Here is a 16,336-nt window from a genome sequence, read left to right on the forward strand (position 1 = left end):
AGAAGAGGTTTTCTGTGGAGTGTAAGGGTTTTCTGTTCGATCTTGATGGCACCCTGGTGGATTCATTGCCGGCGGTAGAGCGCGCCTGGACGCACTGGGCCGAGCGCCGCGGCGTTAACCCGCAAGCGGTGCTGGACTTCATTCACGGTAAACAGGCCATTACTTCTCTGCGCCACTTTATGCCGGGCGAAAGCGAAGCGGAAATTCAGCGCGAGTTCGAGTTGCTGGAGCAGGCCGAAGCGCAGGATACCGACGGCGTTCGCGCGCTGCCGGGTGCGATTGCGCTGCTGGAGCGCCTGAACGCGCTCGGCGTCCCTTGGGCGATCGTCACCTCCGGTTCGGTGCCGGTGGCCGGCGCTCGCCGCCAGGCCGGCGATTTGCCGCAGCCGGAGGTGTTCATCACCGCCGAGCAGGTTAAACACGGTAAGCCACAGCCCGACGCCTACCTGCTGGGCGCCGAGCGCCTGGGGCTGGCACCGCACGAGTGCGTGGTGGTTGAAGACGCGCCGGCCGGTATTCTCTCCGGCCTGGCGGCGGGCTGTCAGGTGATCGCGGTCAACGCGCCGGCCGATGCGCCGAAGTTGGAGCAGGTCGACCTGCGGCTGGATTCGCTGGCGCAGATCGCCGTCGATAAAACGGCGCAGGGCGCGATCGTTCGCCGGCTGGCCTGAGCGGCATTATCTTCACCCTAATTGATTAGACCCCGCTTCGGCGGGGTTTTTTTATGCTATTTTTTAGACCCTTGGACATTTGTCGGATGAGGCCGTTTTGAACAGCGAATTACTGTGGGTGCTGAGTTTACTGCTGATTGCCATCGTGCTGTTTACCACCAATAAGCTGCGCATGGACGTGGTGGCGCTGTTGGTGATCATCGCCTTCGTGCTGAGCGGCACGCTCAGCCTGCAGGAGGCGACGGTCGGTTTCAGCGATCCCAACGTGATTTTGATTGCGGCGCTGTTCGTGATCGGTGAAGGGCTGGTACGCACCGGCGTGGCTTACCAGGTGGGTGACTGGCTGGTGAAAGTGGCCGGCAGCAGCGAAACCAAAATGTTGATGCTGCTGATGGTGACAGTCGCCGGGCTGGGCGCGTTCATGAGCTCGACCGGCGTGGTGGCGATCTTTATCCCGGTGGTGCTCAGCGTGACGGCCAGAATGAAGATCGCGCCGGGGCGGCTGATGATGCCGCTCAGCTTTGCCGGGCTGATCAGCGGCATGATGACGCTGGTGGCCACGCCGCCCAACATGGTGGTCAACAGCGAACTGGTGCGTGAAGGCATCCATGGTTTCGGTTTCTTCAGCGTGACGCCCATTGGCCTGGTGGTGCTGGCGCTGGGTGTCGGCTACATGCTGATCGCCCGGCGTTGGCTGGGCAGCGGTGAAACGGGCAAAGCCGGTGACGACTGGCAGCGCCGCACCTTCCGCGATTTGATCCGCGACTACAAGCTGACTGGCCGCGCGCGGCGGCTGGCTGTCCGCAACGCTTCGCCGCTGATCGGGCGTTCGCTGGATGAACTGCATCTGCGTGCGCGCTATGGCGCCAACGTGGTGGGCATCGAGCGCTGGAAACGCTTCCGGCGGGTGATGGTCAGCGCCTCCGGCAGCACCGAGCTGCGCGAGGGCGACGTCCTCTTGATCGACATGTCGGACAGTCAGGTCGATCTGCGCGAATTCTGCGGCGAGCAGCGGCTGGAGCCGATGGTGCTGCGCGGCGATTACTTCTCGGAACAGTCGCGCAACGTCGGCATGGCCGAAGTGTCGCTGATCCCGGACTCGGCGCTGCTGGGCAAAAGCCTGCGCGAAGCGGCGTTCCGCAGCCGCTACGATCTGAACGTGGTGGGCATCCGCCGCCACGGCGAGACGCTGGGCGGCAAGCTGGTGGACGAGCCGCTGGAGCTGGGCGACATTTTGCTGGTGATCGGCGACTGGAAGGCGATCCGTCAGCTGCAGGCCAAAACCCACGACTTTATCGTGCTCAATCTGCCGGCCGAGGTGGACGAAGTGGCGCCGGCCATCACGCAGGCGCCGCACGCGCTGTTTTGCCTGGCGTTGATGGTGGCGATGATGTTGACCGACGAAATCCCCAACCCGATCGCGGCGCTGATCGCCTGCCTGCTGATGGGCAAGTTCCGCTGTATCGACATGGAGAGCGCCTATAAATCGATCCATTGGCCGAGCATTATTTTGATCGTCGGGATGATGCCGTTCGCGCAGGCGCTGCAAAAGACCGGCGGGGTGGATCTGATCGTCAGCGGGCTGATGGACGTCGCCGGCGGCGCGGGGCCGCGCGTGATGCTGCTGTGTCTGTTCGTCTTGTGCGCCGCCATCGGCCTGTTTATTTCCAACACCGCGACGGCGGTGCTGATGGCGCCGATTGCCATTGCCGCCGCGCGCGAAATGGGCGTCTCGCCATACCCGTTCGCGATGATTATCGCCATCGCCGCGTCCGCCGCCTTTATGACGCCGGTCTCTTCACCGGTCAACACGCTGGTGCTGGGGCCGGGCAATTACAAATTCGGCGATTTCGTACGTCTCGGCGTGCCGTTTACCCTGCTGGTGATGGCGGTCAGCGTGATTGTGGTGCCGTGGCTTTACGGTTTTTAACGGCGCAGCGGGGCTGCGCCGGCGGGGTTACAGCGAACTGTCGAGGCTGATTTCGTCCAATGACAGGCTGAAGCTGGGAATGAATACGTCCATGAAGTAGTCCATTTCCGGGCTGCGGCGCTGTTCCAGGGTTTTATCCAGCCGCGCCTTGGCCAGGGTGAATTCGTTGTTGCCGGCAGAGAGTTCTTCCAGGCATTTCAGGTAGGCGCACAGCGCGTCTGCCTGCTTTACCACCTGCTTTTCATCTTCGCTGTAGTAGTGCTCATCGAGAATGGTGCGGAAATCGTTGCGCAGCTCAGCGGGGATCATGTCCAGCAGCTTTTGCTGGGCGATCTTTTCGATCTTCTTGTATTCATGGGCGATCTGCGGATTGTAGTACTTGATCGGCGTCGGCATGTCGCCGGTGATCACTTCGCTGGCGTCGTGATACATCGCCAGTAGCGCAACGCGGTCGGCGTTGAGGTTGCCGTTGAATTTGCGGTTCTTGATCACCGCCAACGCATGGGCGACGAAAGCCACCTGCAGACTGTGTTCGGAGACGTTTTCGGTACGCACGTTGCGCATCAGCGGCCAGCGGTTGATCAGTTTCAGGCGGGACAGATGGGCGAAGAAATGGCTCTGGCTCATGGTGCTCTCTTTAACGGCAAGTGAGGGCACCATTGTGAAGCAGTGACGGCGAATTTTGCAACCGGGCAATGAGAGAAGGGCGCAGCAAGGCGCTGCGCCCCAGGCGATTACTGGTGGTAACCTTCCAGGAAGCGGCCCAGCTTGCCGACCGCCATTTCCAGTTCGTCTACGCGCGGCAGGGTGACGATGCGCACGTGATCCGGGTAAGGCCAGTTGAACGCGGTGCCCTGCACCAGCAGCACTTTTTCCTGCAGTAGCAGATCCAGCACCAGTTTCTGGTCGTCGTGGATGTTGAAGCGCTTGGCGTCGATGCGCGGGAACATGTACAGCGCGCCCTGCGGCTTCACGCAAGAGACGCCCGGAATGTCGTTGAGCAGTTCCCAGGTGCGGTTGCGCTGTTCGTACAGGCGGCCGCCGGGCTGAATGAATTCGCTGATGCTCTGATAACCGCCCAGCGCGGTCTGAATGGCGTGTTGCATCGGCACGTTGGCGCACAGGCGCATCGAAGCCAGCATCTCCAGCCCTTCGATATAGCCTTTGGCGTGCTTCTTCGGCCCGTTCAGTACCATCCAGCCCTGGCGGAAGCCCGCCACGCGGTAGGTTTTCGACAGGCCGTTGAAGGTCACGGTCAGCAGATCCGGCGCCAGCGCGGCGATCGAATGATGCTCGGCTTCGTCATACAGGATCTTGTCGTAGATCTCGTCGGCGAAGATGATCAGATTGTGTTGACGGGCGATCTCGACGATCTGTTCCAGCAGCGCTTTGCTGTAAACCGCGCCGGTCGGGTTGTTCGGGTTGATGATCACAATGCCGCGGGTGCGCGGGGTGATCTTGCTGATGATGTCGTCCAGATCCGGGAACCAGCCGGCCTGCTCATCACACAGGTAGTGCACGGCCTTGCCGCCGGACAGCGATACCGCGGCGGTCCACAGCGGGTAGTCCGGCGCCGGCACCAGCATTTCGTCGCCGCTGTTGAGCAGCGCTTGCATGGATTGGACGATCAGCTCAGAGACGCCATTGCCAATGTAGATATCCTCAACGGTCACGTCACGCATGTTGCGCGCCTGATAGTGCTGCATGATCGCTTTACGCGCCGAGAAGAGGCCCTTGGAGTCGGAGTAGCCTTGCGCCGTGGGCAGATTGCGGATCACGTCGACCAGGATTTCGTCCGGGGCGTCGAAACCGAACGGGGCAGGGTTGCCGATGTTCAGTTTCAGGACTTTGTTGCCTTCTTCTTCAAGACGTTTAGCTTCTTTAAGCACCGGGCCGCGAATGTCATAGCAGACGTTGTCCAGTTTGCTGGATTTCTCAATGGGGGACATAAAAAGTTGAGCCTTTTGCTGGGATAGGGGCGCTCCTACCGTGGGACGCCGCAACCCGCCCAATGTACTCCTGGCGTAGTTGCTTTTGAAGGGTTTTGCACGCCTTTGGTGCAAATGCATGTCGTAACGGGGGATTTTAGTTATGATAAGCAAAGGTAAAGTTATTTTGTGGTTCATAATTTCATGAACTATAATTTTACTAGGGTTTTGTTCTGTAAAATCACGCGTCGATAAACGGGACGTGCCGGCGATCGCGGTCGGCAGCAGTGAACTGATAAGCCGAAAGTGAGAATGGGCTTCAATAAACTGTAAAGGAACGATAATACCGGAGTTGTCTGATAGCGGGGTGTCAGTAAGCGCACCACACTAAGAAAATGGCATATTTACATTAGCTTTACTTTATATTTTAGCTTAAGCATTGTTTATGTGGTTGTAGGATTATTATTTAAAGTAAAAATCTTACTGATTGAATTTATTAAATTCATTGAGTATTAACACGAAGTTGGTGTCATTAATTATTTATCTTTTTTGCTCTGTAATGCAGTCTGAACACCGGTTGATAAGGGTTCTCAGTAGCACGAATGGAGTGGAAATTAGGCAGTATGAATGAGTAAAATCTCAGGTTCGGTGGGGGTTTTCCCTTTCCACCGGTATTCAGCCCCCCGCGTTCTATAAGCATCATCGATAGATCGCATTTTAAAAAGCGATAGAGGTAACGAATCATAAGTAATTTTTTTGCCCTCCACTTATGAGTGGGGTACTGTCATAACAGGCTCCGTCCTTTTCAACGGCGTCTGAGAAACACACCAGGGTAGTAGTTCGTAAATTAGAATTTAAAAAAGTGAAGAATACACTATGACAACTGCAAATCGTCCGATACTTAATCTCGACCTCGATCTGCTAAGAACCTTTGTTGCGGTTGCTGATTTGAATACCTTCGCAGCGGCGGCTGTTGCCGTTTGCCGTACTCAATCAGCCGTCAGTCAACAAATGCAGCGATTAGAGCAACTGGTCGGCAAAGAACTGTTTGCCCGCCATGGGCGCAACAAACTCCTGACTGAGCATGGTATTCAGCTTCTCGGTTATGCCAGGAAAATCCTGCGCTTTAACGACGAAGCCTGTACCTCGCTGATGTACAACAATATTAAAGGTGTTCTGACCATCGGCGCTTCCGACGACACCGCCGATACCATTTTGCCTTTCCTGTTGAACCGCGTGACCGCCATCTATCCCAAGCTGGCCATTGACGTGCGCGTAAAGCGCAGCACGACGATGGTCGATCTGCTGGAAGAGGGCGAGATCGATCTGGCGGTGACCACGGCCGATCCGGCCGGGCACCCGCATATCGTGCTGCGCACGTCGCCGACGCTGTGGTACTGCGCTGCCGATTACCACTATCAGGCCGGCGAACCGATCCCGTTGGTGGTGATGGATGAGCCAAGCCCGTTCCGCGCGCTGGCGATCAAACAGTTGGATGAAGCCGGTATCCCGTGGCGTATCGCCTACGTCGCCTCCACGCTGTCCGCGGTGCGGGCGGCCTGTAAGGCCGGCCTGGGCGTAACCGCGAGGCCGATCGAGATGATGAGCCCCGATCTGCGGGTGCTGGGCGCGGTGGAAGGTTTGCCGCCGCTGCCGGATACCCAGTATGCGCTGTGCAAAAACGCGCAGTGCAGCAACGAGCTGGCAATGGCTATCTTCAGCGCGATGCAGGGCGGCAATGACGGCTATGGCTTCAACGGCGCGGAAGCCGGTCTCCAGGGCGATCAGGATGACGCCAGCCTGGTGGACGAAGAAGAATAACGCCGCGGTGTGATATCTGATGAAAAACCTCTGCTTCGGCGGAGGTTTTTTTTGGCCGTTTTTTGGTGATATTTACTGTTATATAGGTTTAAGTGCAATTTTGTTATGAGTTGGCTGTTTTAATAACTTTTAAGCGTTACTGAAAAGAGAGTTTGGCCGGGTTTAAGATGCGGAGTTTGTTTTTTGAGCAATAAGATTGAATGGGTTAAAGGCATGGTAATAGCAGGGTTATTTTGTTAGCTTATAGCGGCCGTTTTTGCGGCTTAATTTGAGGAAAATTGTTAAAGGGCCACACTTTTTTTGAGGATTTATGCTGAAAACGTGTCCTGGATCAAAAAAATACCCCTAGGTAGTGAGTGGAAGAACAGGGAATTCCTGAGACAATGGTATAGTAAAACTGAAATGTGCATGTTGGTTTATATCTATCTGTTTCTACACAAAAATTAACTGACACGATTTAGCCTGTCCCTGGCGCATCAAATGTTAATCAAATGATACGTATGTAAACTAGTGTGTAGATACTTTTGTCAAAGTTGACAAAAGGTTATAGAAAGGAGTAAAAAGCCCACAGAAAAACGCTGCCTAACTCGCTGTAAAAGCAGTTTGTTTGTGTGGTTATTTATCCTTCCCTTAAATCGATGTGGCGCACTAACTGCCGGTGACAAGAGCAGTGCGATCGACGCCACTTTTGATGAGTAAGCATAGAGTATGTCAACAACCACTGAAGTTATCGCTCATCACTGGGCGCTCGCCGTATTTCTCGTCGTGGCTATCGGGCTTTGCGGCTTAATGCTGCTGGGTGCGTTCTTCTTGGGCGGGAGAGCCCGGGCGCGCGCCAAACACACCCCGTTTGAATCAGGCATCGACTCGGTCGGCACGGCGCGCATGCGCTTGTCCGCCAAGTTCTACCTGGTGGCCATGTTCTTCGTTATTTTCGACGTTGAAGCCTTATACCTGTATGCCTGGTCGGTCTCGGTTCGCGAGAGCGGTTGGGTAGGCTTTATCGAAGCCGCCATTTTCATTTTGGTGCTATTGGCCGGTCTGGTTTATCTGGTGCGCATTGGCGCGTTGGATTGGACTCCGGCGCGTTCACAACGCCGCAGCAAACCGAGCACGATCACTAACACCAACAGTCATCCGCAGTAACAGCGAGGCATTAAGATGGACTATACGCTCACCCGCATAGACCCGAACGGTGAGAACGACCGTTATCCCCTGCAAAAACAGGAGATCGTCGCCGATCCCCTGGAACAACAGGTCCACCGCACGGTTTACATGGGTAAACTCGAACATGCGCTGCATGACATGGTGAACTGGGGGCGTAAAAACTCTATTTGGCCGTATAACTTCGGCCTTTCGTGCTGTTACGTGGAGATGGTGACGTCGTTTACCGCCGTTCACGACGTGGCGCGTTTCGGTGCGGAAGTACTGCGCGCCTCCCCGCGTCAGGCTGACCTGATGGTGGTGGCCGGTACCTGCTTCACCAAAATGGCCCCGGTCATTCAACGCTTGTACGAGCAGATGCTGGAACCTAAGTGGGTAATCTCGATGGGCGCCTGCGCCAACTCCGGCGGCATGTACGACATCTATTCCGTGGTGCAGGGCGTGGACAAGTTCCTGCCGGTCGATGTGTACATTCCCGGCTGCCCGCCGCGTCCAGAAGCCTACATGCAAGCGCTGATGCTGCTGCAGGAATCCATCGGCAAAGAACGTCGCCCGCTGTCGTGGGTTGTCGGCGATCAGGGCGTTTACCGCGCCAATATGCAGTCTGAAAGAGAGCGTAAACACGGCGAGCGCATCGCGGTGACCAACCTCCGGACGCCTGACGAGATTTAAGACGTTCATTTAACGTCCATCTTAGTGCGCTATTGGTTAACACAGCGAAAAGTGAAACTTGCGGCGAATAACCCTTTAGTGTGGTGAAAAAAAATTATGACAGATTTGACGACGCACGACGCCTTGCCTGCCTGGCAGACCCGAGATCACCTTGACGACCCGGTGATCGGCGAACTGCGCAACCGTTTTGGGCCGGAAGCCTTTACTGTTCAGGCCACCCGTACCGGCATGCCCGTGGTATGGGTTAAACCTGACCAGTTGCTGGAAGTAATGACGTTCCTGAGAAAACAGCCGAAGCCGTATGTCATGCTGTTCGATCTGCATGGCGTGGACGAACGTCTTCGCACCCACCGCGACGGCCTGCCCGCTGCGGATTTCTCCGTTTTCTACCATCTGATTTCCATCGAACGCAACCGCGACATCATGCTGAAGGTGGCGCTGTCTGAAAAAGACCTGCACGTGCCGACGGCGACCAAGGTGTTCCCGAACGCCAACTGGTACGAGCGCGAAACCTGGGAAATGTTCGGCATCACCTTCGACGGCCACCCGCACCTGTCGCGCATCATGATGCCGCAGACCTGGGAAGGGCACCCGCTGCGTAAGGACTACCCGGCGCGCGCCACCGAATTCGATCCTTTCGTGCTGACCAAGCAGAAAGAAGATCTGGAGATGGAAGCGCTGACCTTCAAGCCGGAAGACTGGGGCATGAAGCGCGGCACCGAGAACGAAGACTTCATGTTCCTCAACCTCGGCCCGAACCACCCGTCCGCGCACGGTGCGTTCCGCATCATTCTGCAGTTGGACGGCGAAGAGATCGTCGACTGCGTGCCGGACATCGGCTATCACCACCGCGGCGCCGAGAAGATGGGCGAGCGTCAATCCTGGCACAGCTACATTCCGTACACCGACCGCATCGAGTACCTCGGCGGCTGCGTGAACGAAATGCCTTACGTGCTGGCGGTTGAAAAGCTGGCCGGCATCAAGGTGCCGGAGCGCGTCGACACCATCCGTGTGATGCTGTCCGAACTGTTCCGCATCAACAGCCACCTGCTGTACATCTCCACCTTCATTCAGGACGTCGGCGCGATGACCCCGGTGTTCTTCGCCTTTACCGACCGTCAGAAAATCTACGATCTGGTGGAGGCGATCACCGGTTTCCGTATGCACCCGGCCTGGTTCCGCATCGGCGGCGTCGCGCACGATCTGCCGCGCGGCTGGGATCGCCTGCTGCGTGAATTCCTCGACTGGATGCCGAAGCGTTTGGATTCCTACGTGAAAGCGGCGCTGAAGAACAGCATCCTGAAAGGCCGTTCCATCGGCGTAGCGTCTTACAACGCCAAAGAAGCGCTGGAGTGGGGCGTGACCGGCGCAGGCCTGCGCGCCACCGGCGTGGAGTTCGACGTGCGCAAATGGCGTCCGTACTCCGGCTACGAGAACTTCGACTTCGAAGTGCCGGTGGGCGACGGCAACAGCGACTGCTACACCCGCGTGATGCTGAAGGTGGAAGAGCTGCGTCAGAGCCTGCGCATCCTCGAACAGTGCCTGAACAACATGCCGGAAGGCCCGTTCAAGGCCGATCACCCGCTGACCACGCCGCCGCCGAAAGAGCGCACGCTGCAGCACATTGAAACGCTGATCACCCACTTCCTGCAGGTTTCCTGGGGCCCGGTGATGCCAGCCAACGAATCATTCCAGATGATTGAAGCCACCAAAGGGATCAACAGCTACTACCTGACCAGCGACGGCAGCACCATGAGCTACCGCACCCGGGTCCGTACGCCGAGCTTTGCGCACCTGCAGCAGATCCCATCGGTCATCCGAGGCAGCCTGGTTTCCGACCTGATCGTCTATCTGGGTAGTATCGATTTTGTAATGTCAGATGTGGACCGCTAACTATGCACTCTCAAAAAGACAATCACGCAGTCAATGATGCGCTCGAGCCCATCAATGCAGCCGCTCCTCAGAGCGGCGTTGATGCATTTGTACTGAGCGCGGAAGAACGTGATGCGATCGAGCACGAAAAACACCATTACGAGGATCCGCGCGCCGCTTCCATCGAAGCACTGAAAATTGTGCAGAAGCAGCGCGGCTGGGTTCCGGACGGTGCGATTTACGCCATCGCGGAAGTGCTGGGCATCCCCGCCAGCGATGTAGAAGGCGTGGCCACGTTCTACAGCCAGATTTTCCGTCAGCCAGTAGGACGTCACGTGATCCGTTATTGTGACAGCGTTGTTTGTCACATCACCGGTTACCAGGGCATTCAGGCCGCTATCGAGAAGAAGCTGAACATCAAGCCGGGTCAAACCACCTTTGATGGCCGCTTCACGCTGTTGCCGACCTGCTGTCTGGGCAACTGCGATAAAGGGCCGACCATGATGATTGATGACGACACTCACAGTCAGCTGAAGCCCGAAGATATCGAGACGCTACTGGAGCAGTATCAATGACCAAGCACATTGTACGCACTCCCGAAACGCATCCGCTGACCTGGCGTCTGCGCGATGACAAGCAGCCGCTGTGGCTGGACGAGTACCGCAGCAAAAACGGCTATGCCGGCGCGGAAAAGGCCCTCAAAGGCCTGGCACCGGATGAGATCGTCGGCCTGGTGAAAGACTCCGGGCTGAAGGGCCGCGGCGGCGCGGGCTTCTCCACCGGTTTGAAGTGGAGCCTGATGCCGAAGGACGAATCCATGAACATCCGTTACCTGCTGTGTAACGCCGATGAGATGGAGCCGGGCACCTACAAAGACCGCCTGCTGATGGAGCAGCTGCCGCACCTGCTGGTGGAAGGCATGCTGATCTCCGCGTTCGCGCTGAAAGCCTACCGTGGGTACATCTTCCTGCGCGGTGAGTACATCGAAGCGGCGGCGCATCTGCGTCGCGCCATCGCGGAAGCCACCGAAGCCGGCTATTTGGGCAAGAACATTCTCGGCACCGGGTTCGATTTCGAGCTGATCGTACACACCGGCGCCGGCCGTTATATCTGCGGCGAAGAAACCGCGCTGATCAACTCGCTGGAAGGCCGCCGCGCCAATCCGCGTTCCAAGCCGCCATTCCCGGCCAGCGCCGGCGTGTGGGGCAAGCCGACCTGCGTCAACAACGTCGAAACGTTGTGCAACGTGCCGGCCATTTTGGCGAACGGCGTGGAGTGGTACACCGGCATCTCCGGCAGTGAAGACAAAGGCACCAAGCTGATGGGCTTCTCCGGCCGGGTGAAAAATCCGGGCGTCTGGGAGCTGCCGTTCGGCACTACCGCGCGCGAGATCCTGGAAGACTACGCCGGCGGCATGCGTGACGGTCTGCGCTTCAAAGCCTGGCAGCCGGGCGGCGCGGGGACCGACTTCCTGACCGCCGATCATCTCGATCTGCCGATGGAATACGGCGCGATCGGCAAAGCCGGCAGCCGTCTCGGCACCGCGCTGGCGATGGCGGTAGACCACGAGATCGGCATGGTGCCGCTGGTGCGTAACCTGGAAGAGTTCTTCGCCCGCGAGTCCTGCGGCTGGTGTACGCCATGCCGCGACGGCCTGCCGTGGAGCGTGAAGATCCTGCGTGCGTTGGAAAACGGCGAAGGGCAGCCGGGGGATATCGAAACCCTCGAACAGCTGTGCCGTTCCCTCGGCCCGGGCAAAACCTTCTGCGCCCACGCGCCAGGTGCCGTAGAGCCACTGCAAAGCGCGATTAAATATTTCCGTGAAGAGTTCGAGGCGGGTATCGCCGTGCAACACTTCGGCAACGCCCATGCGATTGGCGGCATTCAGCCGAACAATCTGCTGAAGCAGCGCTGGTAAGCCGAACTTGCCCGAACACGGCCAGAATTTTTGATTAACGCCTGCCGCAAGGCAGGCCACTTGGAAGCATGCTGACTATGGCTACGATTCATGTAGACGGCAAAGAGTATGAGGTAGACGGGGCGGACAACCTGCTGCAGGCTTGTCTCTCCCTCGGCCTTGATATTCCTTACTTTTGCTGGCATCCGGCGCTGGGAAGCGTCGGCGCTTGCCGCCAATGTGCGGTAAAGCAATACCAAAACGCGGAAGATACGCGCGGCCGTTTGGTGATGTCCTGTATGACCCCGGCATCCGATGGTACCTTCATCTCCATCGATGACGGCGAAGCGAAGCAGTTCCGTGAAAGCGTGGTCGAGTGGTTGATGACCAACCACCCGCACGATTGCCCGGTCTGTGAAGAAGGCGGTAACTGTCACCTGCAGGATATGACGGTAATGACCGGCCACAGCTTCCGCCGCTACCGCTTCACCAAGCGCACCCACAATAACCAGGAGCTGGGGCCGTTTATCTCGCACGAGATGAACCGCTGCATCGCCTGCTACCGCTGCGTGCGTTACTACAAAGACTATGCGGACGGCACCGACTTCGGCGTGTACGGCGCGCACGACAACGTCTACTTCGGTCGTCCGGAAAGCGGCACGCTGGAAAGCGAGTTCTCCGGCAACCTGGTGGAAGTGTGCCCGACCGGCGTATTCACCGACAAAACGCACTCCGAACGCTACAACCGTAAATGGGACATGCAGTTTGCGCCGAGCATTTGCCAGCAGTGCAGCATCGGCTGTAATACCAGCCCGGGCGAGCGCTATGGCGAATTGCGCCGTATCGAAAACCGTTACAACGGCAGCGTGAACCACTACTTCCTGTGCGACCGCGGCCGTTTCGGTTACGGCTACGTCAACCAGAAAGATCGTCCGCGTCAACCGCAGCAGCTGCGCGGTGATGACTGGATCACCCTGAACGCCGAGCAGGCGATGCAGGGCGCGGCGGACATCCTGCGTCAGGCGAAGAAAACCATCGGCATCGGCTCCCCGCGCGCCAGCCTGGAAAGCAACTTCGCGCTGCGCGAACTGGTCGGCGCCGAGAACTACTACACCGGTATCGCTCAGGCGGAGCAATCACGCCTGGCGCTGATGCTGAACGTGCTGAAAAACGGCGGCGTCCATACGCCGGCGCTGCGTGAGATCGAAGATTACGACGCGGTGCTGGTGCTGGGCGAAGACCTGACGCAAACCGGCGCGCGCATCGCGCTGTCCGTGCGCCAGGCCGTCAAGGGGAAAGCCCGCGCGATGGCGGCGGCGCAACGCGTGGCCGACTGGCAGATCGCGGCGGTGCAGAACATCGGTCAGCACGCCAAGTACCCGCTGTTCACCACCAACGTCGACAACACCCGTCTGGACGACATCGCCGCCTGGAACTACCGCGCGCCGGTGGACGAGCAGGCGCGCTTCGGCTTCGCCATCGCTCACGCGCTGGACAGCGCGGCGCCGGCGGTGAACGATCTGGCTGACGGCCTGAACAAGAAAGTCGATATCATCGTGCAGGCGCTGACCGGCGCACGCAAACCGCTGATCGTGACCGGCAGCAACGCCGGCAGCGAAGCCATCATCGAAGCGGCGGCCAACATCGCCAAAGCGTTGAAGGGCCGCGGTTCCGATGTCGGCATCACCTTCGTGGCGGGCGCAGCCAACAGCATGGGCCTGGCGATGATCGGCGGCGGTTCGCTCGATCAGGCGCTGGAACAGCTGGCGAGCGGCGCAGCCGACACCGCCATCGTGATGGAAAACGATCTCTATCGCCATGCGCCGGCGGCGCAGGTGGACGCGGCGTTGGCCAAGGTCAACAACCTGATCGTCGCCGACCACCAGCGCACCGCGATCATGGACAAAGCCAACCTGATCCTCTCCTCGGCCAGCTTCGCCGAGAGCGACGGTACGCTGATCAACCAGGAAGGCCGCGCGCAGCGCTTCTTCCAGGTATACGATCCGGCTTACTACGACGACGCCAAGAAGAATCAGTTCACCGTGATGCTGGAAAGCTGGCGCTGGATGCACTCGCTGCACTCCACCTACACCAGCCGCCACGTGGATTGGACCCAGCTTGATGACGTGATCGCCGCTTGCGTCGCTGCGTTGCCGCAGCTGCAGGGCATCGTCGACGCCGCGCCAGACGCGACTTTCCGCATTCGCGGTCAGAAGCTGGCGCGTTCGCCGCACCGCTCCAGCGGCCGTACCGCCATGCGCGCCAACATCAGCGTGCATGAGCCGCGTCAGCCGCAGGATAAAGACACCATGTTCGCCTTCTCGATGGAAGGGAACAACAGCCCGCTGGCCGATCGTCAACAGATCCCGTTCGCCTGGGCGCCAGGCTGGAACTCACCGCAGGCATGGAACAAGTTCCAGGCCGAAGTGGGTGGCAAACTGCGCCACGGCGATCCGGGCGTGCGCCTGATCGAAGCGGGGGAGGGCAGCCTCGGTTACTTCGACCGCGTGCCTGCTGCGTTCAATCCGGTCGACGGCTGGCGTGTCGCGCCTTACTACCACCTGTTCGGCAGCGACGAAATGTCGCAGCGCTCTCACGTGATCCAGCAGCGCATGCCGGAAGCCTACGTGATGGTCAACCCGGCCGACGCGGCGACGCTTGGCGTCAACGCGGGCAGCCTGGTGGAGTTCAGCTGTGCGGGCCAGACCCTGCGTCTGCCGGTGCGTCTGAGTGAAACCCTGACCCAAGGCCAGGTTGGTTTGCCGCTCGGCTTGCCAGGGATCCCGCCGATCTTGGTGGGTGCTAAGGTAGACAATCTGCGGGAGGCGGCACGATGAGCTGGTTTACCCCTGAGGTGATCGACATTCTGATCGCCATTCTTAAAGCGGTCGTGATCCTGTTGGTGGTCGTGGCGTGCGGGGCATTCATGAGCTTCGGCGAACGCCGCCTGCTCGGCCTGTTCCAGAACCGCTACGGACCGAACCGCGTAGGCTGGGGCGGCTCGTTGCAGCTGGTCGCCGACATGATCAAAATGTTCTTCAAGGAAGACTGGGTACCGAGATTCTCCGACCGGGTGATCTTCACCCTGGCGCCGATGATCGCCTTTACTTCCCTGTTGCTGGCATTTGCCATCGTTCCGGTCAGCCCGACCTGGGCGGTGTCCGATCTCAACATCGGTATTCTGTTCTTCCTGATGATGGCCGGCCTGGCGGTGTACGCCGTGCTGTTCGCCGGATGGTCGAGCAACAACAAATACTCGCTGTTGGGCGCGATGCGCGCCTCCGCGCAAACCCTGAGCTACGAAGTGTTCATCGGCCTGTCGCTGATGGGCGTGGTGATGCAGGCGGATTCGTTCAACATGCAGGCCATCGTTGAATCCCAGGCGCACGTCTGGAACGTCATCCCGCAGTTCTTTGGCTTCGTGACCTTCGCGATCGCCGGCGTGGCGGTGTGTCACCGTCACCCGTTTGACCAGCCGGAAGCCGAGCAGGAACTGGCCGACGGTTACCACATTGAATATTCCGGCATGAAGTTCGGTCTGTTCTTCGTGGGGGAATACATCGGTATCGTCACCGTGTCCGCCCTGATTGTGACGTTGTTCTTCGGCGGCTGGCAGGGTCCGTTCCTGCCGCCATTCATCTGGTTCGCGTTGAAAACGGCCTTCTTCATGATGATGTTCATCCTGATCCGTGCCGCGCTGCCGCGTCCGCGTTATGACCAGGTGATGTCCTTCGGCTGGAAAGTGTGCCTGCCGCTGACGCTGCTGAACCTGCTGGCAACCGCCGCGGTCATTTTGTACAACGCTCAATAAGGGGTGAATAAACCATGACATTGAAAGAGTTAGTGGTTGGTTTCGGCACCCAGGTGCGCAGCATTTGGATGATTGGCCTGCATGCCTTCGCCAAGCGCGAAACCCAGATGTATCCGGAAGAACCGGTTTACCTGCCGCCGCGCTACCGCGGCCGCATCGTGCTGACGCGCGATCCGGACGGCGAAGAGCGCTGCGTCGCCTGTAACCTGTGTGCGGTTGCCTGCCCTGTCGGCTGTATCTCGCTGCAAAAAGCGGAGCAGAAAGACGGCCGTTGGTATCCGGAGTTCTTCCGCATCAACTTCTCGCGCTGCATTTTCTGTGGCCTGTGCGAAGAGGCTTGCCCGACTACCGCTATCCAGCTGACGCCGGATTTCGAACTGGGTGAGTACAAGCGTCAGGATCTGGTGTACGAAAAAGAAGATCTGTTGATCTCGGGGCCGGGTAAATATCCGGAATATAACTTCTACCGGATGGCCGGTATGGCGATTGACGGCAAAGCCAAAGGCGAAGCCGAAAACGAAGCCAAACCGATCGACGTCAAAGGTCTGTTGCCCTAAGGAGCCAGCAAGC

At 58.5% G+C, this 16,336-nt stretch carries 13 protein-coding genes; 11 read left to right on the forward strand and 2 right to left on the reverse strand.

The features are described from left to right. The first annotated feature begins 14 nt into the window (after nt 1-14). Both ACYF6X_RS03330 and ACYF6X_RS03335 read left to right on the forward strand, forming a co-directional pair. Nucleotides 15-671 (forward strand): sugar phosphatase, encoded by a 657-nt coding sequence (locus ACYF6X_RS03330; RefSeq protein WP_063988984.1) that lies wholly within the window; start codon nt 15-17, stop codon nt 669-671. A gap of 97 nt (nt 672-768) precedes the next feature. Next, nucleotides 769-2,601 carry an SLC13 family permease gene (locus ACYF6X_RS03335; RefSeq protein WP_130017835.1) on the forward strand — a complete coding sequence of 611 codons (1,833 nt, stop codon included), beginning with the start codon at nt 769-771 and terminating at the stop codon, nt 2,599-2,601. 27 nt (nt 2,602-2,628) lie between these two features. On the opposite strand, the gene yfbR is transcribed toward ACYF6X_RS03335, so the two are convergent. Next, nucleotides 2,629-3,228 carry a 5'-deoxynucleotidase gene (yfbR, locus tag ACYF6X_RS03340; RefSeq protein ID WP_025303666.1) on the reverse strand — a complete coding sequence of 200 codons (600 nt, stop codon included), beginning with the start codon at nt 3,226-3,228 and terminating at the stop codon, nt 2,629-2,631. A 107-nt stretch (nt 3,229-3,335) separates the two neighbouring features. After that, nucleotides 3,336-4,550 carry a pyridoxal phosphate-dependent aminotransferase gene (locus ACYF6X_RS03345; protein ID WP_004936047.1) on the reverse strand — a complete coding sequence of 405 codons (1,215 nt, stop codon included), beginning with the start codon at nt 4,548-4,550 and terminating at the stop codon, nt 3,336-3,338. Nucleotides 4,551-5,405: 855 nt separating this feature from the next. Between ACYF6X_RS03345 and lrhA the strand changes: the two genes are divergently transcribed. The 9 genes from lrhA (at nt 5,406) to nuoI (ending at nt 16,323) form a co-directional block, all read left to right on the forward strand. Beyond that, nucleotides 5,406-6,350 carry a transcriptional regulator LrhA gene (gene lrhA, locus ACYF6X_RS03350; protein WP_004936045.1) on the forward strand — a complete coding sequence of 315 codons (945 nt, stop codon included), beginning with the start codon at nt 5,406-5,408 and terminating at the stop codon, nt 6,348-6,350. Between the two features lie 708 nt (nt 6,351-7,058). Beyond that, entirely contained in the window at nt 7,059-7,496 is a 438-nt protein-coding gene (gene nuoA, locus ACYF6X_RS03355) for an NADH-quinone oxidoreductase subunit NuoA (RefSeq protein WP_025303663.1), read from the forward strand. A 15-nt stretch (nt 7,497-7,511) separates the two neighbouring features. After that, nucleotides 7,512-8,186 carry a NuoB/complex I 20 kDa subunit family protein gene (locus ACYF6X_RS03360; protein WP_004936039.1) on the forward strand — a complete coding sequence of 225 codons (675 nt, stop codon included), beginning with the start codon at nt 7,512-7,514 and terminating at the stop codon, nt 8,184-8,186. Between the two features lie 96 nt (nt 8,187-8,282). Then, complete coding sequence (gene nuoC / locus ACYF6X_RS03365; RefSeq protein WP_025303662.1) at nt 8,283-10,079, forward strand: NADH-quinone oxidoreductase subunit C/D; 1,797 nt, start codon at nt 8,283-8,285, stop codon at nt 10,077-10,079. A gap of 2 nt (nt 10,080-10,081) precedes the next feature. Then, nucleotides 10,082-10,633, forward strand: coding sequence for an NADH-quinone oxidoreductase subunit NuoE (gene nuoE, locus ACYF6X_RS03370; RefSeq protein WP_033635327.1), 552 nt, complete (start codon nt 10,082-10,084; stop codon nt 10,631-10,633). Beyond that, nucleotides 10,630-11,976 carry an NADH-quinone oxidoreductase subunit NuoF gene (gene nuoF / locus ACYF6X_RS03375; protein WP_015378579.1) on the forward strand — a complete coding sequence of 449 codons (1,347 nt, stop codon included), beginning with the start codon at nt 10,630-10,632 and terminating at the stop codon, nt 11,974-11,976. The genes nuoE and nuoF overlap by 4 nt, the downstream gene beginning before the upstream one ends. Nucleotides 11,977-12,053: 77 nt before the next feature. After that, nucleotides 12,054-14,792: an NADH-quinone oxidoreductase subunit NuoG gene (gene nuoG / locus ACYF6X_RS03380; protein ID WP_130017836.1), complete on the forward strand. Its 2,739-nt coding sequence runs from the start codon at nt 12,054-12,056 to the stop codon at nt 14,790-14,792. Further along, nucleotides 14,789-15,766 (forward strand): NADH-quinone oxidoreductase subunit NuoH, encoded by a 978-nt coding sequence (nuoH, locus tag ACYF6X_RS03385; RefSeq protein WP_004936022.1) that lies wholly within the window; start codon nt 14,789-14,791, stop codon nt 15,764-15,766. The genes nuoG and nuoH overlap by 4 nt, the downstream gene beginning before the upstream one ends. A gap of 14 nt (nt 15,767-15,780) precedes the next feature. Next, nucleotides 15,781-16,323: an NADH-quinone oxidoreductase subunit NuoI gene (nuoI, locus tag ACYF6X_RS03390; protein WP_063988986.1), complete on the forward strand. Its 543-nt coding sequence runs from the start codon at nt 15,781-15,783 to the stop codon at nt 16,321-16,323. The last annotated feature ends 13 nt before the right edge of the window (nt 16,324-16,336 follow it).

It is taken from the genome of Serratia sp. ID 25-353 (genome assembly GCF_054792795.1).